Origin of the sequence: Brotonthovivens ammoniilytica (genome assembly GCF_025566885.1) — a bacterium.
In the GTDB taxonomy this organism is placed as follows: domain Bacteria; phylum Bacillota; class Clostridia; order Lachnospirales; family Lachnospiraceae; genus Brotonthovivens; species Brotonthovivens ammoniilytica.
Genome location: NZ_JAOQJQ010000001.1, coordinates 429,826 through 456,338, shown reverse-complemented (window position 1 = coordinate 456,338; position 26,513 = coordinate 429,826). Strand labels below are relative to the sequence as shown.

General features: G+C 41.8%; 26 protein-coding genes. 2 read left to right on the top strand and 24 right to left on the bottom strand.

Annotation, left to right across the window (positions count from 1 at the left end; translation table 11 throughout):
• Positions 1–51: 51 nt before the first annotated feature.
• The 17 genes from OCV88_RS02065 to OCV88_RS01985 form a co-directional block, all read right to left on the bottom strand.
• On the bottom strand, positions 52–2,163 hold the full coding sequence (locus tag OCV88_RS02065; protein WP_158423966.1) for a heavy metal translocating P-type ATPase: 2,112 nt from the start codon (positions 2,161–2,163) through the stop codon (positions 52–54).
• Between the two features lie 14 nt (positions 2,164–2,177).
• A complete protein-coding gene (locus OCV88_RS02060) occupies positions 2,178–2,444 on the bottom strand; it encodes a DUF1490 family protein (RefSeq protein WP_158423965.1) in 267 nt (88 codons plus the stop codon).
• Positions 2,445–2,708: 264 nt separating this feature from the next.
• Positions 2,709–3,170 (bottom strand): signal peptidase II, encoded by a 462-nt coding sequence (locus tag OCV88_RS02055; RefSeq protein ID WP_262590601.1) that lies wholly within the window; start codon positions 3,168–3,170, stop codon positions 2,709–2,711.
• A gap of 39 nt (positions 3,171–3,209) precedes the next feature.
• Entirely contained in the window at positions 3,210–3,638 is a 429-nt protein-coding gene (locus tag OCV88_RS02050) for an MOSC domain-containing protein (protein ID WP_158423963.1), read from the bottom strand.
• Between the two features lie 230 nt (positions 3,639–3,868).
• Positions 3,869–5,563 carry an FAD-dependent oxidoreductase gene (locus OCV88_RS02045; protein ID WP_262590600.1) on the bottom strand — a complete coding sequence of 565 codons (1,695 nt, stop codon included), beginning with the start codon at positions 5,561–5,563 and terminating at the stop codon, positions 3,869–3,871.
• The gene (gene ahpC, locus OCV88_RS02040) at positions 5,563–6,126 is read right to left on the bottom strand and encodes an alkyl hydroperoxide reductase subunit C (RefSeq protein ID WP_158423962.1); all 564 of its coding nucleotides are present in this window, start codon (positions 6,124–6,126) and stop codon (positions 5,563–5,565) included. The genes OCV88_RS02045 and ahpC overlap by 1 nt, the downstream gene beginning before the upstream one ends.
• A 193-nt stretch (positions 6,127–6,319) precedes the next feature.
• Positions 6,320–8,035 (bottom strand): adenine deaminase, encoded by a 1,716-nt coding sequence (gene ade / locus OCV88_RS02035; RefSeq protein ID WP_158423961.1) that lies wholly within the window; start codon positions 8,033–8,035, stop codon positions 6,320–6,322.
• 117 nt (positions 8,036–8,152) lie between these two features.
• Positions 8,153–8,764 (bottom strand): rubrerythrin family protein, encoded by a 612-nt coding sequence (locus OCV88_RS02030; RefSeq protein WP_158423960.1) that lies wholly within the window; start codon positions 8,762–8,764, stop codon positions 8,153–8,155.
• A gap of 149 nt (positions 8,765–8,913) precedes the next feature.
• Positions 8,914–9,687: a LamB/YcsF family protein gene (locus OCV88_RS02025; protein WP_158423959.1), complete on the bottom strand. Its 774-nt coding sequence runs from the start codon at positions 9,685–9,687 to the stop codon at positions 8,914–8,916.
• Positions 9,688–9,706: 19 nt separating this feature from the next.
• Positions 9,707–11,053, bottom strand: coding sequence for an acetyl-CoA carboxylase biotin carboxylase subunit (gene accC / locus OCV88_RS02020; protein WP_158423958.1), 1,347 nt, complete (start codon positions 11,051–11,053; stop codon positions 9,707–9,709).
• A 10-nt stretch (positions 11,054–11,063) separates the two neighbouring features.
• Entirely contained in the window at positions 11,064–11,483 is a 420-nt protein-coding gene (gene accB, locus OCV88_RS02015; RefSeq protein ID WP_158423957.1) for an acetyl-CoA carboxylase biotin carboxyl carrier protein, read from the bottom strand.
• 16 nt (positions 11,484–11,499) lie between these two features.
• The gene (locus OCV88_RS02010) at positions 11,500–12,504 is read right to left on the bottom strand and encodes a 5-oxoprolinase subunit C family protein (RefSeq protein WP_158423956.1); all 1,005 of its coding nucleotides are present in this window, start codon (positions 12,502–12,504) and stop codon (positions 11,500–11,502) included.
• Positions 12,505–12,506: 2 nt separating this feature from the next.
• Positions 12,507–13,235: a 5-oxoprolinase subunit PxpB gene (gene pxpB, locus OCV88_RS02005; RefSeq protein WP_158423955.1), complete on the bottom strand. Its 729-nt coding sequence runs from the start codon at positions 13,233–13,235 to the stop codon at positions 12,507–12,509.
• 18 nt (positions 13,236–13,253) lie between these two features.
• Positions 13,254–14,459, bottom strand: a complete 1,206-nt coding sequence (locus OCV88_RS02000) for an NRAMP family divalent metal transporter (protein ID WP_158423954.1) — start codon at positions 14,457–14,459, stop codon at positions 13,254–13,256.
• Positions 14,460–14,597: 138 nt separating this feature from the next.
• The gene (locus OCV88_RS01995; protein WP_262590599.1) at positions 14,598–15,542 is read right to left on the bottom strand and encodes an alpha/beta hydrolase; all 945 of its coding nucleotides are present in this window, start codon (positions 15,540–15,542) and stop codon (positions 14,598–14,600) included.
• 119 nt (positions 15,543–15,661) lie between these two features.
• On the bottom strand, positions 15,662–16,087 hold the full coding sequence (locus OCV88_RS01990) for a rhodanese-like domain-containing protein (RefSeq protein WP_158423952.1): 426 nt from the start codon (positions 16,085–16,087) through the stop codon (positions 15,662–15,664).
• A 41-nt stretch (positions 16,088–16,128) separates the two neighbouring features.
• The gene (locus OCV88_RS01985; RefSeq protein ID WP_158423951.1) at positions 16,129–16,446 is read right to left on the bottom strand and encodes a cupin domain-containing protein; all 318 of its coding nucleotides are present in this window, start codon (positions 16,444–16,446) and stop codon (positions 16,129–16,131) included.
• 293 nt (positions 16,447–16,739) lie between these two features.
• Between OCV88_RS01985 and OCV88_RS01980 the strand changes: the two genes are divergently transcribed.
• The gene (locus OCV88_RS01980; RefSeq protein WP_158423950.1) at positions 16,740–17,063 is read left to right on the top strand and encodes a type II toxin-antitoxin system Phd/YefM family antitoxin; all 324 of its coding nucleotides are present in this window, start codon (positions 16,740–16,742) and stop codon (positions 17,061–17,063) included.
• A complete protein-coding gene (locus OCV88_RS01975; protein WP_158423949.1) occupies positions 17,060–17,389 on the top strand; it encodes a type II toxin-antitoxin system RelE family toxin in 330 nt (109 codons plus the stop codon). The genes OCV88_RS01980 and OCV88_RS01975 overlap by 4 nt, the downstream gene beginning before the upstream one ends.
• Positions 17,390–17,615: 226 nt before the next feature.
• Here the strand turns inward: OCV88_RS01975 and OCV88_RS01970 are convergent, their stop codons facing one another.
• From OCV88_RS01970 to OCV88_RS01940, 7 genes are all read right to left on the bottom strand, one after another.
• Positions 17,616–18,269, bottom strand: coding sequence for a Spy0128 family protein (locus OCV88_RS01970; RefSeq protein ID WP_262590598.1), 654 nt, complete (start codon positions 18,267–18,269; stop codon positions 17,616–17,618).
• 13 nt (positions 18,270–18,282) lie between these two features.
• A complete protein-coding gene (gene srtB, locus OCV88_RS01965) occupies positions 18,283–19,224 on the bottom strand; it encodes a class B sortase (RefSeq protein WP_158423947.1) in 942 nt (313 codons plus the stop codon).
• 19 nt (positions 19,225–19,243) lie between these two features.
• Complete coding sequence (locus OCV88_RS01960; protein ID WP_158423946.1) at positions 19,244–20,338, bottom strand: DUF7601 domain-containing protein; 1,095 nt, start codon at positions 20,336–20,338, stop codon at positions 19,244–19,246.
• A gap of 51 nt (positions 20,339–20,389) precedes the next feature.
• The gene (gene lepB, locus OCV88_RS01955) at positions 20,390–20,950 is read right to left on the bottom strand and encodes a signal peptidase I (protein ID WP_158423945.1); all 561 of its coding nucleotides are present in this window, start codon (positions 20,948–20,950) and stop codon (positions 20,390–20,392) included.
• Position 20,951: 1 nt separating this feature from the next.
• Positions 20,952–22,853, bottom strand: a complete 1,902-nt coding sequence (locus tag OCV88_RS01950; protein WP_158423944.1) for a vWA domain-containing protein — start codon at positions 22,851–22,853, stop codon at positions 20,952–20,954.
• 369 nt (positions 22,854–23,222) lie between these two features.
• The gene (locus tag OCV88_RS01945) at positions 23,223–24,101 is read right to left on the bottom strand and encodes a tyrosine-type recombinase/integrase (RefSeq protein ID WP_262590597.1); all 879 of its coding nucleotides are present in this window, start codon (positions 24,099–24,101) and stop codon (positions 23,223–23,225) included.
• Positions 24,102–24,430: 329 nt separating this feature from the next.
• Complete coding sequence (locus tag OCV88_RS01940; protein WP_158423942.1) at positions 24,431–26,401, bottom strand: TIR domain-containing protein; 1,971 nt, start codon at positions 26,399–26,401, stop codon at positions 24,431–24,433.
• Positions 26,402–26,513: the final 112 nt, after the last annotated feature.

Sequence of the window (26,513 nt, the reverse complement as noted above, 5' to 3'; positions counted from 1 at the left end):
TGGCATAATAAAACATGCAGACAAATAAGCTCTGCCTGCATGTTTCTCCGGTTATTCTGTTAATTTCTTCTTATCTTTATTACTTTCCAGAAAAGGACGCATACTTAACGCTGATATTCCCATTGTTGATACATTGTGAAACAGAGCCGTTGCAGAAGGCGCCAGAATACCAAGCAGACCAAACAGCAAAAGACCTGTATTAAAGGTCAGAATAAATCTGTAATTTCTTTCAATTCTCAGGAAAAGTTTCTCACTCAGCTCTCTCATTACAACCAGATGCTCAAGATCTGAAGTCAAAAAGGTAATATCCGCCACTTCTCTTGCTATATCAGATCCATCCTTGACAGCCACAGATACATCGGCAGCCGCTAAAGCCGGAGAATCATTTACTCCGTCTCCAACCATAATGACCGTATGGCCTTCTGCTTTCAAACGTTCTATCATAGCTGATTTATCTTCAGGAAGAACCTGAGAATACCATTGTGTAATTCCGACTTTTCTGCTTACTTCCCTGGCAGCAGACTCACTATCTCCGGTCATCATAATCAAATTCTTAAATCCGCATTTTTTAAGTTTTTGAATTACCTGGGGGGCATCTTCTCTGGGAGGATCATCAATTCCAATAATACCTGCCAGCTCATCACCAATTGCAAGATATAAAAGGGAACATCCGTTAAATTCCAGATCAATCAAACGCTGTTGTTCCTCTGTAATCTGAATCTGTTCATCCTCAACAATAAAATGCCTGCTTCCAATTAATGCCCGCCTGCCTTTCATTGTCGTTACAACACCATGAGCTACAACATACTCTACCTCCGAATGTTCCTCCTCATGCCGCAGATTCTCTTTCTGTGCCTGACGAACCACTGCTTTCGCCATGCTGTGCGGAAAATGTTCTTCAATACATGCTGCAATTTTCAAAACCTCATTTCTGGAATAAGGCTCAAACGCATACACTTTTGAAACCCGAGGGCATGCTGCTGTCAGGGTCCCCGTTTTATCAAACACAATTGTATTAGCCTTTGCAAATGCTTCCAGATACTTGCCGCCTTTTACAACCATTTTTTTATTGGATGCTTCCCGCATAGCTGAGATGACGCTGATTGGCGTGCACAGCTTAATAGCACAGGAATAGTCCACCATAAGAACCGAAAGCGCTTTGGTAAGATTCCTTGTAAATCCAAATACAAGTCCTGCTCCCAGAAAGCTAAAGGGTACGATGGAATCCGCAAGGCTTTCTGCTCTACACTGAACCCCTGCCTTCATCATCTCTGACTGATCAATCAGATCAATAATTTTATTAATTCTTGTATCCGAGGCCAGAGCAGTTACAGAAATAACAATTGATCCCTCTTCCACAACTGTTCCCGCGTAAACAGAAGAACCCGGCCTGCGCTGTACAGCCAGCGGTTCACCGGTCATAGAGGATTCGTTTACCATTGCCTCCCCTTCTGTAACCGTTCCATCTAACGGTATAACAGAACCGGATCTGACTCTGATTCTGTCACCAACTGCCACTTTCTCTATCGGACAGGAAACCTCTGTTTCATCTTCATTGCACAGCCAAACACTGTCCACATTCACAGCAAGACTCTGAGTAAGAGCACTGCGCATTCTTCTGTGGGTATAATCTTCCAGCAGATCTGACACAGAGAGTAAAAACATAATAGAACCTGCGGTCTTTTGATCTCTCTGTATAAAAGCCGCCGCAATAGACGCTCCGTCTAAAACATCCACATCCAGTCTTCCCTGCATCAGGCTGACTGCTGCTCTCCTCCAGTATCCAAGCGCTTTTACTACCGTTGTCAGCAGACGTACCGGAGCCGGAAGCAGCGGACGGATTACATAACGCCGGACAATCATTTTCACCAGGCTCTTTTTAAACTGCTGGTCAATCTCTCTTAACTGCGTTTCTGAAGAAGGCTCTGCCTCAGCCAATTCTCCGCGCTTCAGACCGCTGATAATGTCTAAAATACGTTCTCTGTTTCCCTCTTCATACTGAACAAGAATCCCGCCGTTCACACAATTTGTCTGAACTTCTGTTACCCCTTTCTCAGAAGAAAGCAGGGATTCTATTCCATATCCCTGCTTTTTAGAAAACGCATATTGTCCGCACCGGAGACGAAGCCGTCCCCAGGCATCATATACTATCTCATACTTCACCGCTGAAGCCTCCCTTATTCTTCAGAAACTGTCTCTTCAGATGTTTCTTCTTCCTCATTTAAGATTCCTGCTTTTTTCTGGGCTTCATAACATAAATCTTCTGCTTCTTCTTTCATATTCTGAAATGCTTCCTGAGCATTTTTCTGTACCTTCATTCCTTTTGCCATTGTTGCAACACAGGCTTTACGAACTGTTTTATCCTTTACAAGCTTAGTGCCGACCAATGCTGCTAAAACTCCTGATGCAAAACAAATAAATTTCATGTTTTTATAAAATTTCATATTAATGTTCTCCTTCACTATGTAGTTATTTACTTGTGTCTTTTTCCACTTATAATTGCCAAAATCATACAAATTACTGCCGCATAAGCCCAAAATTTATGTCGCTTCATATTGAATCACCTTCTTTTTTGTAACTTTCTGATTTTGATTTGTTTCATTATAAAACGATTAAAAATCATCGTCAATGTATCAATGCCTTGAAAAATCGAGAAATTTTATCAGTTAAATAGTTAGTTTTAGTTAACATAAAGCATCCTGTTTTCTTTAAACTTCATCTTTCCAAAAGGAGGCCAGCAATACTATAACTGCACCTGTAAACAGACAAAAATCTGCAAGATTAAAAATAAACCAGTTCACTTTTGGAAAAGGTGTTCTGATACGGAAGTAATCAACCACATATCCCCGGACAAACCTGTCTGTCAAATTAGAAAGCCCGCCTCCAAACAGCAGCGCTGCTCCTGTTTTTAACCCTTTCCGTCCTTTGACAGGCAAAAGAAGAAAAAAACAGATAACAACTACAGCCATAATAATTGTTCCCGTCCACTTAACAGCCGCCGGCTTTTCTTCCATTTTATTTCCTGCAAATCCATAATTATGATGCTTCTCTAATATTACCGGTAAGCGCCTGCACCTTCTTTGAACTCCTTCTTTCAGCTCCTTTTCTGCTTTTCCCTTTAGCAGAATCTCTGCTATACAGATTCCTGCGGCAATCATGATATAGATCATACCATTCTCTCCCTTATTCCGGCGGATAGTTTCTGTCATTTAAAGCAGGGTAAATGAATCTCCTGTTTTTACAGTTCCGCCATGTATTACTTTACAAAATACACCTTCTCTCGGCATAATGCAATCTCCCATCGTCTGAAAAATAACACATCCGTGATGACACTCTTTTCCGATCTGAGTCAGCTCTAGAATAACATCATTACACTGAAAACGGCTTCCAATTGGAAGTGTTTTAAAATCATATCCTTCCACTACCAGATTTTCTCCAAATGCTCCAAACTCCACATCAGCGCCTCTGCTTTTAAAATCTTCTATCTTTTCAAAAGAAAGCAGACTTACCTGTCTGTGCCAGTTCCCTGCATGGGCATCATCTTTTAATCCAAAATTTTCGATTATTTCAGCACTTCCCACATCTATTTTCTGAGTCCCTTTCTTTTCACTTGTACAGACCGCTAAAATTTTACCCATAAAGTTCTCCTCCTGTTTTCATACTTTTTCTCTCTGTAAACTATCATATTTTACCGCCTTCATCAATTCAGAAATAAGAACTTGTAATGCAAAAATCAAAATATACAGGGCACTTACACAAAAACAGCCTGAATAAAGTATAGAAACTTTACCCAGACTGCATCCGTTCTTCTGCCATCGGTCATTACCATGTGAAATTTAAAAGCTCAGAATTTTACTTGTAGAATCTTTTATAATTTTTCCAATATGTCCAGAAGTTCTTCCAGATTCTTTTTCCCAAAATATACTTCCTTTTCATTTATTATCATACATGGGACACTCATAATCTGATAACGCTCTCTTAATGCCGGAAAATGAGCCATATCATAGATATCTGCCTGTATTAAAGTATTTTCCAGGGCAATTCGCTGGACTGCCATAACCAGATCCGGACACATTGTACAGGAGAGGGAAACCACTACCTGAATTTTTATTTTTTGATTTATCTGCACAATTCTATTTCGGATATCCTCTGAGATCTGCTGTCCGGGTCCGGCAGCATTGTAAAGAGCGATTATAAAGGAATTAAATTCATGCCCTCCCGGAACTCCGTGAAAAGCGGTTCCAAGGTAATGATTTTGTGCATCGCAGATACGGATAGCCGGCAGATCTCCTTCTTCCTCTTCATCACCTATCTGCTTTACACTCCATTGGATTTTTTCAGACAGCCTTGTAATTTCCAATGCAAACTGCTGTACTTCTTTGGAAACCGGTGTATCATCCACCAAAAGCTCAAGATTCAGACTGTTTTGAAATTTTTCAAATAAAGATTTTAACTGCCCGCTCATAGAGGACGTAATAAAACTGCCTTCCTCTGCGTCAGCTGCCCCATTTTTTTCATCTGTTTCTTTTGTGTCCCATGCTTTTTGGCCCGTCTCTTTCCCCCCTGCGTCCGTTGATGCTTTTCCAGTTTCCAGACGTTTTGGAAGCTTCCAGGCTTCATATAAAGCGGAAAGATACTTTTCTAGAGAAGTAGCGGCAACTGCCCCGTCTGAAACAGCAGTTACAACCTGTCTTAAATTTTTCACGCAGACATCTCCCGCTCCGTATACTCCATCCAGACTAGTTTTCTGATTCATGTCAGTAACAAGATATCCCTGACGGGTTTCTACCAGTTCCCGGAAGAGACCGCTGGCAGGCTCATAGCCTGCAAACACAAAGATTCCAAATCCTTCTCCCTTTAAAGGCCTGTATTCCCAGGTGCTGCCGGAAAGATTGTCTTTAAATACCGCATATTGAAGCTTTCCATCTCCCCCAGCTTCTACAATCTCTGTATGAAACTTCACCTCAATATCCGGATGGGCCAAAACCTCATCAACAATGGAGCCTGCGCAGGAAAATGCCTCTTTCCGTACCATAATGGTTACCTTTTTGGCATATTTGGTTAAAAACACTGCTTCCTCAGCGGCTGCATAACCGCCGCCAAGAACAAAAAGTTCCATACCTGTAAAAAATTCCCCGTCACAAGTGGCACAATAAGCTACTCCACGTCCCCGAAATTCCATTTCTCCTTTAAAGCCAATTTGTCTTGGGCTTGCCCCTGTGGCCAAAACGACTCCCAGAGTCTGAAAGCTGCCTTTTGATGTCACAACTTCTTTTACATCCTCTGTCAACCCAAGTTCCTTTACCTCTGCCAAAAGAAACTCTGCGCCAAAAGACTGGGCCTGTTTTTTCATAGAGTCTGTCAATTCTTCTCCGCTGGTTCTTAAGATTCCTGGATAATTTACTACCTCTGAGGTAATGGTAATCTGACCGCCCAGCTTCTCTTTTTCAACTACCAGAACCCGATATTTTGCCCGGGCCAGATAAATTGCGGCAGACAGCCCCGCAGGGCCTCCGCCGATAATAATACTGTCGTATACCTGCTCCATATTCAGCTGTTTCATTAAATCAATCCTACCAGATCAAGGCTTGGTTTCAGTGTCTTAGCACCAGGCTGCCATTTTGCAGGGCACACTTCATCACCATGTTCTGCAACAAACTGAGAAGCCTGCACACGGCGGTACAATTCGTCTGCATTTCTACCAATGTTTCCTGCAATTACCTCATATGCAACAATTTTTCCTTCCGGATTTACAATAAAGCTTCCTCGTTCTGCCAGTCCGTCTTCTTCAATCATCACATCAAAATCTCTTGCCAGCGCCCCGGTAGGATCTGCAAGCATAGGATACTGTATTTTCTGAATTGTTTTTGATGCATCATGCCATGCTTTATGAACAAAATGTGTATCACAGGAAACAGAATAAATTTCACAATTTATCTTTTTAAAATCCTCATATTTATTTGCCAGGTCTTCCAATTCTGTAGGGCATACAAAAGTAAAATCCGCAGGATAAAAGAAAAATACAGACCATTTTCCAAGGATATCCTCTCTGGTGACCTCTTTAAACTCATGATTCTGATATGACTGAACTTTAAAATCAGAAACTTCTCTTCCAATAAATGACATAATTTACCTCCTATATTTAATTTTTTAAGTTAGTTATAGCTAACTCATTAAAACTTAACATTCTTTCTTATTTTCGTCAATTCTTTCATTCATATTCAAAAAAAATTCTTAATAAAAGCCAAAACTCATAATATTCCAGCTTTTATTAAGAATTATCAGTAACAAGTTACCTATACAGATAACCTTATGCTTTTTAACAGAGTTCATCCGAAAATACCTGTAAAAAATGTCTATCATTTACATCATACAGGCCATTTTCGGTAAGGCGTATATCCGGAATCACAGTCAGTGCCAGAAACGATAGTGTAATAAATGGATCCAATGTTTCAGGCACCCCAAGTTTCCGCGCAAGCGCCACCATCTCCTGGACTTTTTTCTGCACATGTTCCGCTGTATCCAGACTCATAAGCCCTGCAATTTCAAGAGGCAGAAAAGCTGCGACCTTTCCTTCTGAGGCAATGACATACCCACCCTGTATTCTTCGCAGTTCTTCTACCGCAGCAATCAAATCAGCATCATTATCCCCCGCCGCAATAATATTGTGGGAATCATGGGAAACACTAGTAGCTACCGCTCCATTTCTAATTCCGTATCCTTTCAGTGGACAAATTCCTACATGTCCGGTTTTTCCGTGCCGTTCTACCACGCAGAGTTTTGTATACTCTTCATTTGGACAAAATATACCATGTTCCCCCGGAATCTCTTCTAGTCTGCAGATCGTTAAAAGCTGGTGGGGTACCATCTCAATTACATGATCCTCTATCATTTTTTTGTGGCTTAATTTCTGCACGGTCAAAGCATCACAAATTACAGTACGCAGCAATGTCTCATCCTTTATTTTATAAGAAAAAGAAGAAAGCCATTGTTCATCTGCAACCTGTCCGCCTTTTATAACAATCTTAGGATTTACCTCTTTTAGATCATCCATAATCAAAATATCAGCCCTGTATCCGGGACCGATGGCTCCCAGATTTTTCAGTCCATATGCCCGCGCCGCATAATAAGAAGCCATTTTATAAGCTTTTGCAACGGGAATCCCAAGTTTTACGGCTTTTCTGACACAGTGATTGATATGCCCCTCACGTTCAATATCCTCCAGATGTTTATCATCGGTACAGAACATACACTGTTCTAAGGGCAGCTGACAATCCCGGAGTACTGTCACCAGTGTTCCCAGGTTTCTGGCGCCGCTGCCTTCCCGGATCAAAATATAAAACCCGGCCCGAAGCTTCTCAAGCATTTCTTCTTTTCCGGCACATTCATGATCATTACAGATGCCGGCTGTCCGGTAGGCCTGAACATCTTTCCCGGAAAGTCCCGGTGCATGCCCATCCATGATCATATCTTCAAATGCCCGGATCTTATCCATGGTCTCTTCCTGTTCATCAATCACGTCCATAAACCGCATCATCTCGCCAAATCCAAGGACACGTTTATGTTCCCGGTAACGTTTCATCTCCTCCGCCAGAAACTTTCCGGCTCCGTTGATCTCTACATCACTGGAGGGAACACTAGAGGGTACCATCACAAAAGTATTGACCGGTATGTCCTCAGTAGCATCCAGAATATAATCCATGCCCCGGGAGCCGGAAACATTTACAATCTCATGAGGATCCACAATCATCGTTGTGGTACCCTTCTTCAAAATAAACTTTGCAAATTCAAGAGGAGAAATCATGGAACTCTCAATATGAAGATGTCCGTCAATCAAACCCGGTGTCAGGTATTTCCCGGTACAGTCAATTTCTCTGTTACCCCGGTAATTTCCAATCCCCACAATGGTATCTCCAACAATGGCCACATCAGCCTTTACGATTTCCTCGGTAAAAACATTCAGTATATTTCCGTTTTTTAATACCAGATCTGCACTGCACTCACCCCGGGCTGCTTTGATCCTGCTTCTTTTCACGCGCGCTCCCCCTTATTTCGACAAATTATAGTGTTACTATACTAACATTTTTTCTAATCTGCCGCAAGAAAGGTTTCCAACTTAACGCTCATAAATGAAATTTACCTTGAACAAAATTTATTTTGAACAATTTCCCTTTGCAAATGGTGCAAACTCCAGACGGATAAAATACCCTCTGTCAGACTCACAGACCGGACATTTTTCCGGAACACATTCTCCCTCATAAATATGCCCGCAATTTAAGCAGATCCACCCGGTTTTAACATCAGAAACATGCAGTTTTCCTGTTTCAAGAAGTTCTGCCAATTTGCCAAACCGGTCGCCATGGGTCTTTTCAATTTTGGATATCATATAAAATTTCGCAGCTACCTGATCAAGTCCCTCTTCCTTGGCTTTATCGCCAAAGTTTTTATAAACATCGTCATGCTCCTGATACTCATTGTGCTGAGCCATGCGGAGAAGTTCAGCCAGATTTTCAGAAATATCCACAGGATAGCCTCCGTCTACATGAATCGTCTCACCGGCCAGTTCTGTCAGAAGATGATAAAAAACCTCTGCGTGTTCCTTTTCCTGATTTGCAGTATACGTAAAAATCTGTGCCAGCGCCTGCTGTTTCTGCTTTGTTGCACAGGATGCCGCAAAGGTATAGCGGTTTCTTGCCTGGCTCTCACCGGCAAATGCTCTCATAAGATTATCTTTGGTTACACTGTTTTTAAATTCTACTGCCATATTTTTCCCTCTTTTCTGGATATTAATTTTTCAATTGATATTTATAATATGTACCAGTTTTTGAAAAATATGTAATAAAAAGAGTTGGCCGGCTTCGGAGCGTTTATATATAAAACACCTTCCGCACATTTACGAAAGGTGTTCTTGATTTATTTATGTCCAAGAGCTTTTAAAGGACGGATTTTAATTCCCTCCTGCATGAGAGTGCTGCGTATTTTTTTCACAAACAGCAGAGCCTTTTCTCCATCACCATGTACGCAGATGGAATCTGCCTGAATTGCAATTTCTTTTCCGGTAATGGCAGTCACTTTTCCTTTTTTAATCATTCCAATTACCCGCCGGATTGCCTCTTCCTCATCATGGATCACAGCTCCTTTTTTGCGGCGGTCCATCAGGCTTCCGTCTTCTTCATAAGCCCGGTCTGCAAAAACCTCCAGGGCGGCATTTAATCCGCAGTCTTTAGCCGCCTGAATGGTCTGGCTTCCTGAGAGTCCAAGAATGATCAGTTTTGGATCAAATTCTGCCACAGCTTCGCAAATAGCCCTGGAAAGCTTGTAATCTTTTGCCGCCATATTGTACATAGCCCCGTGAGGCTTTACATGCTGCAATTTAAGTCCGTGTACTTTACAGATTCCGTCAAGAGCTCCAAGCTGATAGAGCGTGTATGCCTTTGCTTCCTCAAAAGAAATATTCATATTTCTTCTGCCAAAGCCCATCAGATCCGGGAATCCCGGATGTGCGCCAATCTGTCCGCCGGCTGCTTTTACAGATGCAGCGGCTTCCATCATAACCACCGGATCAGAAGCATGAAATCCGCACGCCACATTTGCTGACGAAATCAACGGTATAATCTCCTGATCCATTCCAATTGTATAACGTCCAAAGCTTTCACCCAGATCACTGTTTAAATCTACCTGATACATGTTTCTTCACCTGCTCTCATTAATCTAAATTCATCATCCGCTCAATAAAACCGGTGTCCGCCTTTCCGTCACAGAATACAGGATGGCGCATAATCTGATACTGAAAATCCAGATTTGTCTCCACTCCAAGGATTACCATCTCATCCAGTGCAGAGCGCATTTTCTGCAGGGCTGCATCCCGTGTAGGCGCATGAACAATTACTTTGGCAATCATAGAATCATATTCAGAAGGAATCTTATATCCGGTATACAATGCGGTATCCACTCTTACACCGTTGCCCGCCGGAAGATGCATATGTTTCACAATCCCGGGACTTGGCATAAAATTCTTTTCCGGTATCTCTGCATTGATCCGGCATTCAATGGCATGTCCCTTTATTTTCACATCTTTCTGGGAAAAGCTTAAAGGCTCTCCCATGGCAACGCGGATTTGCTCTACGATCAGATCTGTCCCTGTTACCATTTCTGTGACCCCGTGTTCTACCTGGATACGGGTGTTCATTTCCATAAAATAATAGGTTCCGCAGGGATCTAAAATAAACTCAACAGTTCCCGCATTGGTATACCCCACTGCTTTAGCCGCAAGAACAGCGTCTTTGTTCATGGACGCACGCATTTTATCAGAAATTGCCGGTGACGGGGATTCTTCAATGAGTTTCTGGTGATTCCGCTGTACGGAACAGTCCCTTTCGCCCAAGGCTGCTATATTGCCATGCTGGTCTGCCATAATCTGAATTTCTACGTGCCGGGGATTTTCCACAAACCGTTCTATGTACATGGTATCATCCCCAAAAGCATTGGCAGATTCCCGCTGGGCCATATTAAACTGAAATTCAAACTCCTCTTTGTCTCTGGCAACACGCATTCCCTTGCCGCCGCCTCCGGAAGAAGCTTTTATCATAACCGGAAATCCAATTTTTTCTGCCTGAACAAAGCCTGTTTCAGCATCATACACCGGCTCTTTTGTTCCGGGAACTACAGGCACTCCAGCATCCATCATGGTCTTTCTGGCCTGGGATTTGTTCCCCATACTGTCAATGACATCTGCCCCGGGACCGATAAAAGTCAGCCCATTCTCTTCACAAAGCCTTACAAACTCCGCATTCTCCGACAAAAAACCAAATCCGGGATGTATAGCATCAGCTCCGATATTTAACGCTGCCGTCACAATCTGTTCCTTATTCAGATAATTATTTCTGGCCGGTCCTTCCCCGATGCAGACCCTCTGGTCCGCCAGCTGTACATGCAGACTATTTTTATCTTCTTTGGAATAAACGGCTACACTGCGAATACCAAGATTCCGGCAGGCGCGGATTATGCGTACTGCAATCTCTCCCCGATTCGCTACCAGTATTTTTCGAAACATCACTGCCTCCTTAATCTTGTATCTTCTTCACCCGAAACAGCGGCTGTCCGTATTCTACCTTTTGCTCATTACTTACCAGCACTGCCTCGATTTCACAGTCATATTCACAGTCAATCTCATTCATCAGCTTCATTGCTTCCAGAATACAAACCGTCTGTCCTGCTTTTACAACGTCTCCTACTTTTACAAAAGCCGGTGCATCCGGTGACGGCGCAGAATAAAAAGTTCCTACAATGGGGGAGGTGATAAAGTTCTCATCTTCCGTCTCCTCCGGCATCTGCTGTACATCGGATACGAAAACCTCTCCTGTCTGCCCTGCTCCTCTGCTGCGGCTCATTGAAATTTTTGTATTTCCCTCTTTAATTGAAAACTCCAGCATGGATGAATTTTCAACAATTTTTACTAGTCGTTCAATTTTATCCAGATCCATGATTTAAGCTCCTTTTCTAATGAAATAATTTTGCCAGTCTTTTTGCAACCAGTCTGCAGTCTAATACTTCCTTACAGGGCTGATAAATCTGTTTTCTCATCTGATCAAACTCCTTCATTTCATCCACCAAAAGCTGCTGCGCCTCTGATACCGAAATCTCCTGAAAACGAATTTTATGCTCTGTTTTCCGCTGCACCAGTTTTGGAATATCTACAGATGCTATCGTAGCAATTTTGGCATATCCGCCTGTTGTCTGACGGTCGGATAAAAGTACAATGGGCTTTCCGTGGGACGGCACCTGTACCGCTCCAAAAGCAATTCCATCCGATATAATATCTGCCGTCTCTTTATGAGCAATAAACGGCCCTTCCAGCCTGCATCCCATACGGTCAAAGTCACTGGTAACTGTATATTCACTGGTTAAAAAGGTCTCTTTTCCCTGTCTGGTAAACTGCCCATCCTGAGGTCCCATCACTACCCGGATATCTGCCTCATCCTGATTAAAGTCATCCGGCTCTAGATGGCGGGATAGAAAATACGGAAGATACCGCCTTTTGATCCGAAATCCCAGATAATCATCAGCCATCAGCCTGCGTCCTTTAAATCCGCCAATGCTGCACTTGATATTTGTAGAACGGCTTCCCATAACCACCGGAACATCCAGATAGCTGGAAAAGGCAAGATAACCTCTGCTTCCCGTTTTTGCTCCCTGAAATTCCAGAATATCCCCCCGGTTCATATAGATAGCTGTATACATGGGAGCAGGCTCCTTATTGATCAGAGGCTGAAAATCTCCGCCGGTAATAGCTACAATAGTTTCGGATGTAAACTGTAAAGTAGGCCCTACCAGTGAAAATTCCAAAACAGCTTCATTCTCCGGATTATCCAGCAGCAGATTCGCGATCTTAAACGAACGTACATCCATCACCCCGGAAACACTAAATCCCTGGCTTTGATAACCGGTTCTTCCCAGATCCTGAACCGTTGTCATCATACCGCCTTTTAATACACGAATTCCCATCTTTACACCTCCATGCTGCGAATAGCGCATTCATAGGTACCTGCATCCACCTGATCTTTGATATTCAGATATTCTTCCTCGGAAACCGGAACAAAACGGATATAATCTCCCGCTTCGAATAAAATCGGCTGATTCCGGTTTGGATCGTAAGTTTTTACAGGCGTCATGCCAAGAAGCTGCCAGCCCCCCGGTGAGTCCAGAGGATAAATACCGGTCTGGGAACCACCAATTCCAACGCTTCCGGCACTGATTTTAATTCTCGGATTTGCCAGTCTTGGTGTATGAATCCGCTCATCAAGTCCTCCCAGATAGGAAAATCCCGGAAGGAATCCCAGCATATAAATCAGATAATCTCTGGAAGAATGGATTTTAATAACTTCTTCTCTGTTAAGCCCTGCATGTTCTGCAATATTATCCAGATCTGGTCCGTACTCTCCGCCATAGCATACAGGAATTTCAATGACCTTTTTCACACTCTGCTTTGCTTCCACTTCCAGTTTCAGCAGTTTTTCCAGCCTTTTTTTTAATTTAGAATAAGTAATAACCCTGGGATCATAATTAATCAGCAGAGAACAAAAAGCCGGAATCAAATCCACAACACCCTCGATCTGCTGGGCTTTTAACAGATGAACAAGAGCTGTAATTTTCCCGTTAATTTCAGGTGAAATCTCTTTTCCAAATTCAATCAGTAAGGAAGAATCCCCTTCTGTGAGAATTTTAACTCCATCCATGTTCTTTCCTCCTAAATATTAAGCAAACAGCTGTCCCAGCCCGCTTAAAGAAGTAATACAAAGATACACTGCCAGAACTACAACAACAATTCCCACAACCAAAAGCCATTTTGGATGTTTATATCCCTCTCCCATAATCTTTTTCTTCTGAGAAGCAACCAGACAGATTCCCAGTGTCAGTGGAAGAATCAGACCATTAAGAGCTCCCGCCAGTACAAGAAGTTTTGCCGGCTGTCCTACAATCGCCATAACAATAGTAGAAAGGGCGATAAAAGCAATGGTCACCCACTTTTCATTCTTTTCAATACTCTTATGGAATGTTTTTAAAAAGGAAACAGATGTGTAAGCTGCTCCGATAATAGAAGTAATTGCCGCACACAGCAGTACCAGACCAAAGAAACGGTATCCTAACTCTCCTGCTCCCTGCCGGAACGCATCCGCTGCCGGATTGTCCATATTTAACGCAACACCGGCCACAACAACCCCTAATACAGCCAGGAATAAAAATACACGGACAATAGTTGCAATAATAATTCCCGTTACAGAACTTCTTGTTACTTCTTTTAAATTTTCTTTTCCTGTAATCCCGGCATCAATTAATCTGTGAGCCCCGGCAAATGTTATATAGCCGCCTACGGTTCCGCCCAGCAGTGTCAGAATCGCCGGCATCAGATCTGTAATTCCTGTAGAAGGTGCAAAGGTCTCTTTGAGAGCCTGTCCTGCCGGAGGCTGTACAATACAGATAACAATAAAAATTACAACGATCATTACCCCTGCCAGTATTTTAGTCAGCGTATCCATAGCTTTCATGGCATTTTTTAATAAAAATACTATAATAGCAATTCCGCCTGCCAAAAAGCAGCCCACTGTCTGGGGAATACCAAGCAGAGTATCAAATCCCAGTGCTCCGCCGCCTACATTTCCAATGTTAAAGATCAATCCTCCTGCCGCAATCAGAAATGCCAGCACAAATCCAAGGCCCGGAAGCAGCTTATTTGCCACATCCTGTCCTCGCATACCGCTGACGCATAATACTCTCCATACATTCAGCTGCACTACAATAGACAGCAGAATGGAAATCAGAATAACAAAACCAAAGCTGGCTTTGAAATCGCTTGTAAATTTGGCTGTCTGAGTCAGAAAGCCAGGCCCAATTGCTGAAGTAGCCATAATAAATGCGGCTCCTAACAGCGCTCCGCTGTTTTTCTTTTTCGTCTCATTCATATAGTTTTCTTCCTTTCACTCAATATCTTTTCTATTATAACTAAAACTGACATTTAAGGCAAGATTTTACATAATACAAAATCGAACCCTGTCAGTTTTTCATTTTCTGCCTGATCAATACACTAAAAACTCCTCTTTTCATTCATTTTTCAATTCTGATTTCTCCATTACAAATTTCTGAACCATCCGCACATATTCTTTTCTGTTTCCATAAAAACTCATTCCGTGGCCGGCTCCCGGTACAGTAAGAAGATACTTTTCTCCCAGGCAGGCGTTGTACAGTTCTTTTGTCATTTTGCATGGAACATACCTGTCATCTTCCCCATGAATAAACAAAACCGGTATCCTGCATTGTTTTACAGCATTCACAGCATCGCTCTCACTTAAGTTTAAGTGTGCAAATAATACCGCTCCCAGACGGACAAAAAAGTATACACACCCTGGCAGCCCCATGGAACCTATGACAGACTTTATAATTGCTTCCGGCGACGTATAACCGCAGTCCGCTACAATGCCGGCAACATTCTCTGGCAGCCCCAGGTCTGCCGCCATTAAAACAGTGGCCGCTCCCATGGAAATCCCAAACAATGTAATTTTTGTTTCTTTCCCAAACCGCTCAAGGGCATATGTAATCCAGGACAGGCAGTCCCTGCGCTCCCTGATTCCGAATGTGGTAATATGCCCCTGGCTTTTTCCGTGAGCCCTCTGGTCCACCAGCAGAAAATTACACCCCGCCTGCCTGCTGATCTGCATACCACCTTCAAAGTCCCGTTCTGCCAGAGGAGTTCGATAACCGTGAAACATAATCTGCAGGGGGGCGTGATCTTTCACATGATAATATTTTCCGTACAGCGTCAGACCGTCATACGATTTAATGGCAACCGATTCATATGGAAGGGCCAGCGCCTCAGAAAGCAAACGCAGAATCTCTTCCTTATATGGACGATACTGGTCTGTATCCGGAATCCTGTGGTCCGGACAGTCAGGACGGGGACCGGAATAAAAAATTCTCCGGTAAGAAATATAAGCTGCCAGAATCATCAGACAGCATAAAATAATTATCATTATCAGAAAAATAATCATATGAAACCTCCTGCATATCTTCCTTTTACTTTTCTGTCTTCTTCCAGGTAAATGTACGCTAAAAAGCAGAAAACCGCTTCCCTGTTTCAACCAGTAAAAACGCATTTTCTGCTTTTTCATTATTCTGTCACAATTTCTCCATCCCAGTCAGAAATACCGCCAAATTCTACAACATCGGTATATCCCAGGGCTGCAAGCTTAGACGAAGCCTGTTTACTTCTGTTTCCGCTCCTGCAGTATACGAATATCGTCTGATCTTTTTGGGGCAGTTTTTCGGATACCTCTTCTCCAATGGTTTCATTTGGTATACAAACTGCTCCTTTAATATGCCCCTGGTCATACTCTTCTTGTGTCCGTACATCCAAAATCACATAATCCGATGCATCTTCCATCAGCAAAGCGGCATCCTTAGCATCAACCTGCCGCCAGCTTCCTGTCTGTTCCCCGCCTTCCTGGGCTTTATCTGCTTTCCCCATACAGGCGTTCAGCAAAACTCCCGCCGCCAGAACCATACAAAGCATAATGCATAACTTAATTTTCTTCATACTCTCTGCTTTCTAAACCTGTTATATCAGTGTTTCATTTATCAGTTAAAAATAATCAAAGCCATAAAAACAAGATCTTTCGTTCCTGTATTTTCTATATCATGTCCGCTTCCATCCGGAGTAAATGTTACATCACCTGCTTTGACCGGACGCGTAACACCGTTATCATTATAACACCCTTCTCCGGACAAAAGATAATACGTCTCGCTTTCTCCATGATGCTCATGATAACCAAGAATACATCCCGGTTCTAAAGTCACTTCTGCATACAGACCACATTTTCCGTTCAATTCTGTTTCACCAAGCAGGTGCTTTACTGTGTACATACCTTTTGCTCCCTGATGCTGCTCTGTTTTCATGTTCTCATCCTCCGATTCTTATATTTCTTAAATCATACCATAACTGCGCCATAAATCCAAAAAAATATTCATATCCGTTCTTTTTTCCAAAGATCAAATAAATCCTCCTGCATCGGCATTTCTTCATTATATTTATATGGCAAAAAGATTCTGAATAATAAATTTATTAAGATTTGTATCAATTACAACAAAATCACATTATAATTTCTCGATATATTTTCTTTTCCTCCTATTGATAAAACGCTGCTTTTCGCATATACTAAAGAAAAGTGCAGCAAAAGGAGGAATCACAAATGGCTATTACTTCTGATCTATTAAACAGCCTCGTTTCTGTCACCCAGTTTAACAAAGGGCAGGCTTCCAAAATTTTTGACCGCCTGCGGACGGAACGCCAGCTTGTCGTTTTAAAAAACAATGCGCCTTCTGCCGTTATTCTCTCCCCGGAGGAATATGAACGTCTGTCTGACATTGAAGAAGACTACCGTCTCCTGCTCCTGGCACAGGAACGAATCAACGGCGGTGCCTTGGAACACACCATCTCTTTCCATGATGCAATGGCTGACCTTGGAATTTCCGATTCCGAAATTGAAGAAGCGGAGGAATTAGAAATCGAATGAACTACCAGATTAATTTCATCCCCGAAGCACTCACCGATATGAAAAAGCTGGATCACTCTGTCCGTCCGCAGGTCGTGAAAGGAATCCAGAAAGTCAGCCAGAACCCGGTCTCCATTTATCAAGGCGGATATGGAAAGCCGCTTGGGAATAAAGACGATTCTAATCTGACAGGTCTTTTTAAAATCAAATTCCGTGGAATTGGCATCCGTGTTGTCTACTCTGTGGAAGAAAAGCAAGGCGTCATGACAATCATTATCGTATCCGTAAGAGCAGACAACCAGGTCTATCAGGAAGCTTCCAAGCGCAAAAGCAAACATAATCTTTAAAAAATACCATAACTGCACCATAAATCCAAAAAAATATTCATATCCGTTCTTTTTTCCAAAGATCAAACAAGGGGTTGTAAAATAAGTCCCTAACTTAAATCATTATTGGTATTTTTATTTAGTCACATAATTAATTATGCCAAAAAATCGCTCAGGCCTCACGGTCTGGGCGATTTTTCTTTTAGGGGAGTTTTTTTACAGCCCCTTATTACTTTTTTATTGAAAATTAATATTCTTTTACTTCCATTCCTGCTTTTTCTCTCTTCCGCCTGATTCCAGCCAGAAGACAAATGGCCGCAATCACTGCAGCACAAAGTATTCCCCATTGAACCATCTTTTGTTCATCTCCTGTTTTTACCACACTGCCTGTATCTATCCGGGAGGTATCATCACCTTGATAGGTATTTACAAATTTAAGATGACCTGTTTTCTCTCCATCCTCATTCCTGACAATTACTTCTGCCAGAAGCCCTCCGGCCGGATCATTTTTAACATATACTTCCAGCTGATATACCTGTTCATCACAAATATAGCCCTGCTGTTTTTGTCCGGTCAGCTGCCGAAGCTGATATTTATATACTCCGCCATGTGTATATACGATATCTCCAATGTTCACAGTAAGATTATCTTCTATTGTAAAAATATAACTATTATCCTGAATCCCTTCCGGCATGGGATTTAATAAATTCAAAGCCTTAAATTCATATTGAAAGGTTCTGTCCAGCTCTTCCGGTATCTGATTCTCTGTCTGAAAGACCTGTTCCACTGGAATCGATACGGAAACAGAACTTTCCGCCGCCCGCACCCTGCCGCAAAACACCAGCAGAAAGCAGAGCGGAAGCAGAAAAAAGCCATAATATTTTATTCGAATTTTTTTCATACACATTTCCTTTTTAACTGCCGTTTCTCCGTTTTCTTTTTAACATTATCATTAATCCCAAAGAAATAAGTAACAGAAAAAAGAAATAACACCATACCGGCAGCTTATACAATGCGGCAATTTCATAGCCGCTGTCTGCAGTTTTATTCTTCTGCTCCTGTTTTTCACTTTGAAACGGATCTTCAAAATTTTCTGAACTGATACGTGCTGCTAGCAGTATTCTTCCATTGGTATCGTCAGAAGTACATGTAGACAGCAGCACAATGTGATCCTGGGAAGTGACACCGGTTTCCCGGTACTGTTCTGCCTGTTCCTTTAATCGGTCAAGAAAAGACTGTCTGTCACTTTTTTTTGTAATTCCGGTATTATAAACTACAGAATCATAGGCATCTGCATAGAAAAAAGCAAAAATTTCTATTCCATGATCCGCCCCATCAAAATACAAACTGCCATATTGATGTTCCTCAAAAAAATCTTCCTCTGCAAACTTATCCAACTCCCCAAACATCGTATCTTCCTGCATATGGTGTCCATAGATAATACTATTAAAATCGGAAAAATCAGATGCATTGTTACAATCCAGAAATAAACTTCCAGAAAGCGAATAAGCTCCTTTGGCATCCGTATTCACATATTTTGAATTATTGTCTGCCTGTGTTAAAGGATAATCAATTTCTGTTCCGTATACTGTCAGCCAGCCAAACACTTCCGGATTCACCGCTTTTAATTCCGAAAAGGAATCTGCGTCCGCCTGAGGTTTATAGCTTTCATAAACAACTGAGTCTGCTTTCTGATACAAGGTACGCGTATCCCAAAATACATATGCCGCATACGCCGCGAAAATCAGACAGACAGCCATTGCCGCTGTATTAACAGCGGCATCTGCTGCCAGCACTGCCCGTTTTCCCAGAACTTTCATTCTTTCAAAAAAATTTTGACACTTCCGTTTTTTCATATGCTATATCTGCATCTGTTTAGCGATAAAATCTTCGTCTGCTTACAACAGCCAGAAGCACAACTGCACACACGGATGCTGCCCCCAGAAGGAAAATCGGATAATTATTCATAAACAAACCGGTAATGGGATGGTCTTGGTATGCATTTGTAAATACTGCGCTGTTTTCCTTTTCGCCCACCAGGCTGGTTTTACCAGAATCTGCGGTAGCCAGACTATCCGCTTCATTTCTTACTGATTTTTCAAACATTGTTCCATTTTCTTTTACAACAACGCTGGGGGTATAATTATCTTTTTGTCCCACTTCTTCTACTACATATCTTGTACCGGCTGGAAGCTTTTCAAATACCAGTGTCTCACCATCATGAAGTTGAAATTCCGTCTCTTTTCCTGCCTCACATCTGACAGCTTCTGAACCTATTTTTCCTTCATAGACAGTCTGATCTGTAGTGGCCGCTTTGGTAAATGTTATTTTAAATGTAAAGTCTTTCGTTTTGTCGGCCAGTTCTCCAGTAGTTTTTTTGGCAATAGATAACGATGCATTATTATTGACATATGTATTAACAAACTTCAGATCCGTTACTTTTTTTCCATTACTATTTGTTGCTGTCAGAGCTTTTATATAAAGCCCATCCTTACCTTTATTAGCTACATATACATGCAGATCATATTTTTCTGTTGAATATGTTACTCCATCTGCATTTCCTGTCTTCTCTGATACTTCATATACATATTCGCCTGCATGGTCAAACTTGGCAAATTCCATGGCTCCGGTCCCAGCCACATGATAAACGCCCTGATCTAAATTTCCCTTTTCGCTTTCTTTATCAAAGCTGATATCGGAAATCGTAACATCTGCTGCATCTTCTGTCTTTGGTTTTGCCTCAAAGGAAAAGGTTACATCCGGAACCTCTGTTCCTTCTGCTACATTCAGTACTTTTGTAACCTGGGCTTTCACCCCCGGCACTTTTGACGCCGCATCTTCTGTTGTGCCGCTGTTTTGTGTGGTTTCACTCTGCTTTGTTTCAGCGGCCTGCACAACAGCGCCTGCACACATAACGGTACTCATAACTCCTGCCAGAAATACCGCTTTCCATTTTTTTCTTCGCATCATTTTTGTCTCCTCTCGTTCTGCTTTTTTATATAAACAAACATATTGTCTGGTTTATATACTGTTTCTTCTGATCATGATACCTGCACATCCATAAGTATCCTGAATCTCTACACAGCCATAGATACGGCTGTCTTTCGCATTTTCTCTCCGGTCTCCCAGTACAAAGATTTCTCCGGTTTTTACCGTTAACGGAAAGGTAATTCCTTCTGTGTAAGCCAGTGTCTCCTCATAGATACCGGTTTCCTGCTGAAGATAGCCGTTGATTACTAGTCCTTCTTCTGTTATGTCCACTGTGTCACCTGCCACCGCTGCAACTCTTCTTATCTGTTTCTCTCCATCCTGCTCCAGTACCACAACATCTCCGGCTTTGTAATCTTTGTATAACCGATAAAAAATCACCAGATCTCCGGCTTTTACAGCAGGCGACATAGAATCATCGCTGCATCGCGCCGTACCGAATACAAAGAAAAACATCATCCCCATAACGGCGGCTATTAAAAGAATTTTTAACAACAGATACATCAAGTCACCAGCAAGTGTTGTCCCTGCCCGGGAAACCCGTTCTTTTCTTCGGACCTGTTCTTTTGTATTTTTTCGTTCCTGCTTTCTCATACTAGTGTTTCATTCTTCGTCTTAACATAAGTCCACAGACCGCTCCCGCAGCAAGTATCCCTGCAGCCGGAAGAATCCCATCTCCCGCCGTCCCATCAACAATACCGGTATCCGGTACATACTCCTTTTGATTTACAACGGCTGCGGTCTGATCTCCGTCCAGAATACCGGAAGCACAATCTGACTGCTCTCCATTGTAGGTCACAGTATAACCTGTGTTTCCTTCTGCATTTTCTGTTACTTCAAAGAAATATCCGTCTGGAAGATTTTTAATAGTAAGCGTCTGCCCGTGTTTCAGACTGACCACAGCAGTCCCGTCCTTCTCAAATTCCACCGATGACTGCTCTGGTGCTTCCACTCCGGTTACTCCCGGTAAAATTCCACCTTCACAGGCATAAACAGCAGCCTGAATGCCGGTTCCTTCCCCGGAAACCGGATTTTTGTTTTTATCCTTTAAACGTATTGTAAATGAGAACGTTTTTTTCTTATCTCCCATTTCACCGCGCACTTCTTTGCTAATGGTTAACGATGCATTTTTATCCTGTACAGATACCTGAATTACGGGCTTCTCTTCATATTCAGCAGTATAAGAACGGGCATTCTCACTGGTTCCATACGTATAGGTGAGCTCTGCCGATGTATTTGAAAAAAATCCCTTTTTACCGGAACTTGTACTATTTCCCGAAGCATCGCTGTTAGCACTCCCTGTAGCTGAATATCCCTTGTCTGCAAACTCATCAAAAGCCTTCTGACTTGGATGGATATTAAAATGAATCGAATAAGTTACGTCCGCATCCAGTACAAAATCTTTTGGAAATTGGACCGTTACAGTTCTGGCAGAACTATCATAGGAAAATTCCACATCCACCTCAGATAAATCAACATCCCTTCCCTGACTGTCCACAGCAGTTACAGAATATGCCGGATCTTCATCATCTAGTTCCACATATTCACTAAGGGTATCTGTAATCGTTACATTCCGACAGGTGTATTCTGTAATATCTGCTGTAATATCCTCAAATATCTTTGTGAGCTTCGCTGCTGTATCTGCATGATATGTTCCTTTTTCCCGGGCATTTACCTGCTTCACAAGTTTTTTCAGAAACTCAGTATCACTTTTTTTTGAAATACCAACCGTATAAAATCCGGAAAGATCTGTCATTTTTTTTGCCTGGCTATAAGCCGCTGAAGCACTTTTTCCTCCCTCATCGAAATTTCCTGATCCCTGTGTCTTACCATTTTTATCATAATAATAAGTTGGTTCTCCATCTGACAGAAAAATAACAACTTTCTGTGCATCTGATCTGGCTGATTTCAAAACCTTCTGGCCTTCATATAAACCGGCCTGACAATTCGTCCCGCCCTCTGCATAGATTCTTTTCAGCTTTGCATCAAGATCAGATTTCTGATCGGTCCAGTTTAATACCGTACTGGCATCATTCCAGGAAGTATCTCCCCTGCCGGCAGAACCGCTGTAGCTGACAATTGCCATGCGTCCGTCAATATTTTCATTCTCTAAGATTGCGCCGGAAAGACTGTTTTTTCCTGTTATAATTTCTTTTAAGACATCCAATCTGGATCCACGGCTGCCCATAGAAGTTCCCATACTTTTAGACTGATCCACAATCAACAGAACATCCAATTTAGACTTGCTGGTCTCTGATTCAGACACACCTGTCACATCCAATGTAAGAGTATAACTGTCATCATCGTTATACCTGATATACTTATGATGTTTTGGCACAGCAGTGTTCTGCGAATCTGTACTTTCACCGGCTGTATTGTCCGCTGTCGTGTCAGATGCACCAGACGCAGATGCAGACAGCCCAGGGAGCAGCAGCAATATCATTAATACAGCTAACCCTTTTGTGAAAGCGGAAACCTTTCGTTTCTTTTTCCCCACCTCTATTCATTCCTCCTATCTTTAAAATCTGACTATGTCAGTTAAAATTTCACAGCTTATTGCTGTCTGCGGCAACATAATATTAATTATGTTGCAAACAAAAAGAGCCTCTCACCGGAGACTCTTTAAATTAGTATAGATTCTTATTGAAAAGTTTGATATTCTCTGATCCCTAATGATCAGCATAGAAGCGCAGCACAAAGCTATGTCCTGGCAAAGGAAGGGCATTACAAAAACACAATGGCAGTTGTGAGCACTAATCATCATCTGAAATAAACGACTGCCTATTGACTTTCCCTAAATAATAATTTAGAATAAAAAAGAATTATATGCGGTTGATCTATGTAAATATCTACAACATAATTAATATTATGTTGTTATTTTTTTGCCCAGCAGGTCTAAGCGATTGATATTTTTCTTCCAGATATTTAATCCGTCAGATGTATAGATTCTTGTGACTTCCATATTGCTGTGCCCCAATATATCTGCAAGATTTACCAGATTTTTTGTAACCTGATAAAAGGTTCTTGCAAACAGATGTCTCAGATTATGAGGAAATATTTTAACAGGATCTATCCCGGCATCACAAGCCAGCTGCTTCATTTCACGCCAAATATTGCTTCTGTGTTTCGCTTTACCATTTCTAGTTCGAAATATCGGACCCGAAGCAATTTTCTGTTCTTTTATATATGCCAAAAGCCTGTACTGCATCTTTTTAGGCAGTATAATCACACGATATTTCCCTTTATTCCATATATTGACTTTTCCCCTGTGAACGCCTGATACAGTAAAATACTCAAGTTCACTGACTCTGATTCCTGTGGAACAGATCGTTTCCATAATCAGTGCCAGCTGTTCCTTTCCCTTTCTTCTGGCGGTATTCACAAGCTTAAGGTATTCTGACCGGCTTAAATTTTTTTCTTCCTCTAAAAATAACTGTCTTTGAATTTTCAAAAGTCTTACTTTCATTCTTCCAAGTCCTAAAAAATCCAAAAACTGATTACATGCCACCAGCATGGAATTTACACTGCTCCCTGAATATTTCGATATCAGCCATTTCTTGTATTCTATCAGCCGTTCTTTTGAAATCTCCAGATTCCCGCTTAGAAAACCATAAAACTTTTTCACATCTGAAATGTATTTTTTTATAGTGTTACTGGCACATTCTTTTTCCACCAGATATTCTTCAAATCCTGCTAAATATTCTTTCTGTAATATAACTTCTTTCTCAGTATTTGGGTAATTCACACGCATTCCTCCTGTATTTCATTATAAATTCAGTCTGCGTAAAAAACTCCCATTTATACTTTTCATACTCTTTTTACCGACATAAATCACAATTTTTTATTTTACATTTTTAAGATTTATTTATATTCCATAAAAAGAATCCTGCCACGGCAGGATTCTCCGCCTGCGGCGGGTTGCGCAAGCAACATGATTCCACTCTGCCGCAGTGCGATCCACAGCGGAGCGTTTTTTTGCTCTATAGGAATCGGTACTTTTCTGCTTTATCGCAACACAGTATTTCCTATAGAGGAATAAATAAAACCGGAGCCTGACAAAGCTCCGGTCTTATTCTATGATTCAGTTATCTGCATACGTTCAAAATGACACCCAGAGCCCAAAGCGTCCTCCCAGATTACTTTTTGATCATCCGGCACGCCTTCCATATAACAGGAAATAAATCCTTTCACAGACTCCGGTTTTAATCCCTTGATATACGAAATACCAAGATAATTTCCCTTTAACCCCGCCAGCACTTCATTCAGGACTTTTTCATCCCACTTATTTCCATATAAAATTAACTTCTGATAAGAAGTTCCTCCATCAAGGCCATCAAGATCTGTCAGCTGATTGCCGCTAAGATCCAGCAAATAGACAGAAGAGGCAGTAATCTTTGGAAATCCTGAAAGAGAACCCAGCTGATTATCCGACAGATTCATTGACTTTAACCCCCGACACCCTGTAAGATTTCCGAGCTTCTTTAGACCACATCCACTGGCAGTTATTGTTTCAAGCTCTTTCCCTTTGGAAAACATCTCAAGGGTCGTAAGGCTTTTATTATCATCTATATGTACTTCCTTTAACTGAGTGCAATCTGCAAACATGCGCTCAATGGCAGTCTGTGAAAAATCATTTCCGGAAAGATCTGCAATCTTTAAAACTGCCGCACTCTTCGTTATACATTTAAGACCTTCTTTGTCTGATATCCGGCTGTAATCATTCCCACTGATATCTATTTTTGTCAGCACAGTCAGGTTATCCAGACCGGAAAAGTCTGTTATCTGATTATCTGACAGGTCCAGATTACTAATGCGCAGTGATTTAAATGGGGAAGAAATTTTTTCAATTTTATTCTCTGCAAGAGAAAGGGTTCCCAGATTTTCAAGTTCTGAAACAAAAGCCACGTCACGAATACTGTTTCTTTCCAGTTTCAATGAAGAAAGTTCCGGGAAATGACTAAGCCATTCAATCTCAGATAACTCAGGATTTCCGGATACAGTAAGAACCTGCAGCCGGTCCGAAGATTTTATCTGATCAAATGATTTATTGTTTATCCCGCAGTCTGAAAGCTCTAAGCGGTAAAGCCCGGTAAGCTCATTGACAAACGTAAGGTTTTCAATGTTTTCGCAGTGTTCCAGCTTTAACTGCGTCAGCTCCTGGAGTTCTCCCAGCCCATCCAGTGCCTGGGGCTCGAAGGTACAATTTTTAAAATCCAGCATGTGCAGTTTTGAAAAGCTTTTCAGCTTCTGAATCAGCTCTTCCGTCACCCTTTTGTCAGCTACTGTCAGGCTTGTCTCTTTTCTGCTGTATTTCTCACCATCAATCTCTACGGTATGATACACCTTCATCCCCACACCTGCAGCTGTCAGACCCAAGGCAGCTATTATAATAATAACCAGCCAGAAATAGTTTCTTTTTCCGGATTTTTGTATCCTTTGAGAATGTTCTTTTTCAGACTGTCGAAACGTCTCTGTCCCGGTTTTTGCACTGCCGGCGGGAACTTCCCCGGATGCATCTCCTGCTTTCATCTTTTGAGGTACAATCTGTTCCGGCTGCCCCTCTTTTTCTTTTGTTACAGGCAGTTCTTCAGCTGTAAACAATTCTTCTCGCCTTTGACACTGCTCTAATACCGCAGAGGTATTCAGTACTTTATAAAACTGCTCTTCTGTTGGAAATTCATAATGCCTTACCGCCTGTGATACACAAAGCTGCATCTCCACGCCCGGAGTCAGCAAAACCGGTTGCAGCATAATAGAAATCAGGCTTTTATTTCTGGCCACCGCAAAATGCAGCTCCCGGATACAATTTTGCGACTGCATATAATGATCAGAGATAAACACCATAAAAACTGTGCATCGCGCCAAATGCCCGGCTACAATTTCCGGCCACTGGCTCCCCGGATGAATCCCCTTATCAAACCAGATCCGGTATCCGCTTTCTATCATTTTTTTCAGTACCGGAAATACCCGGTCTTTGTCTTTATGAGAATAACTGACAAAAATATAGTTTTCCCTTCCCTCGTATAAATTAAATTCGTCTCTCATATGTACTCCCGTGTTTTTTATGTTCCATTTTCAAATATTATATTATTATATCAGGACCATATGGTTTTCTTCAACCGGAAATGTCCACAAAAACCATTCCGCCCTGCAGCGG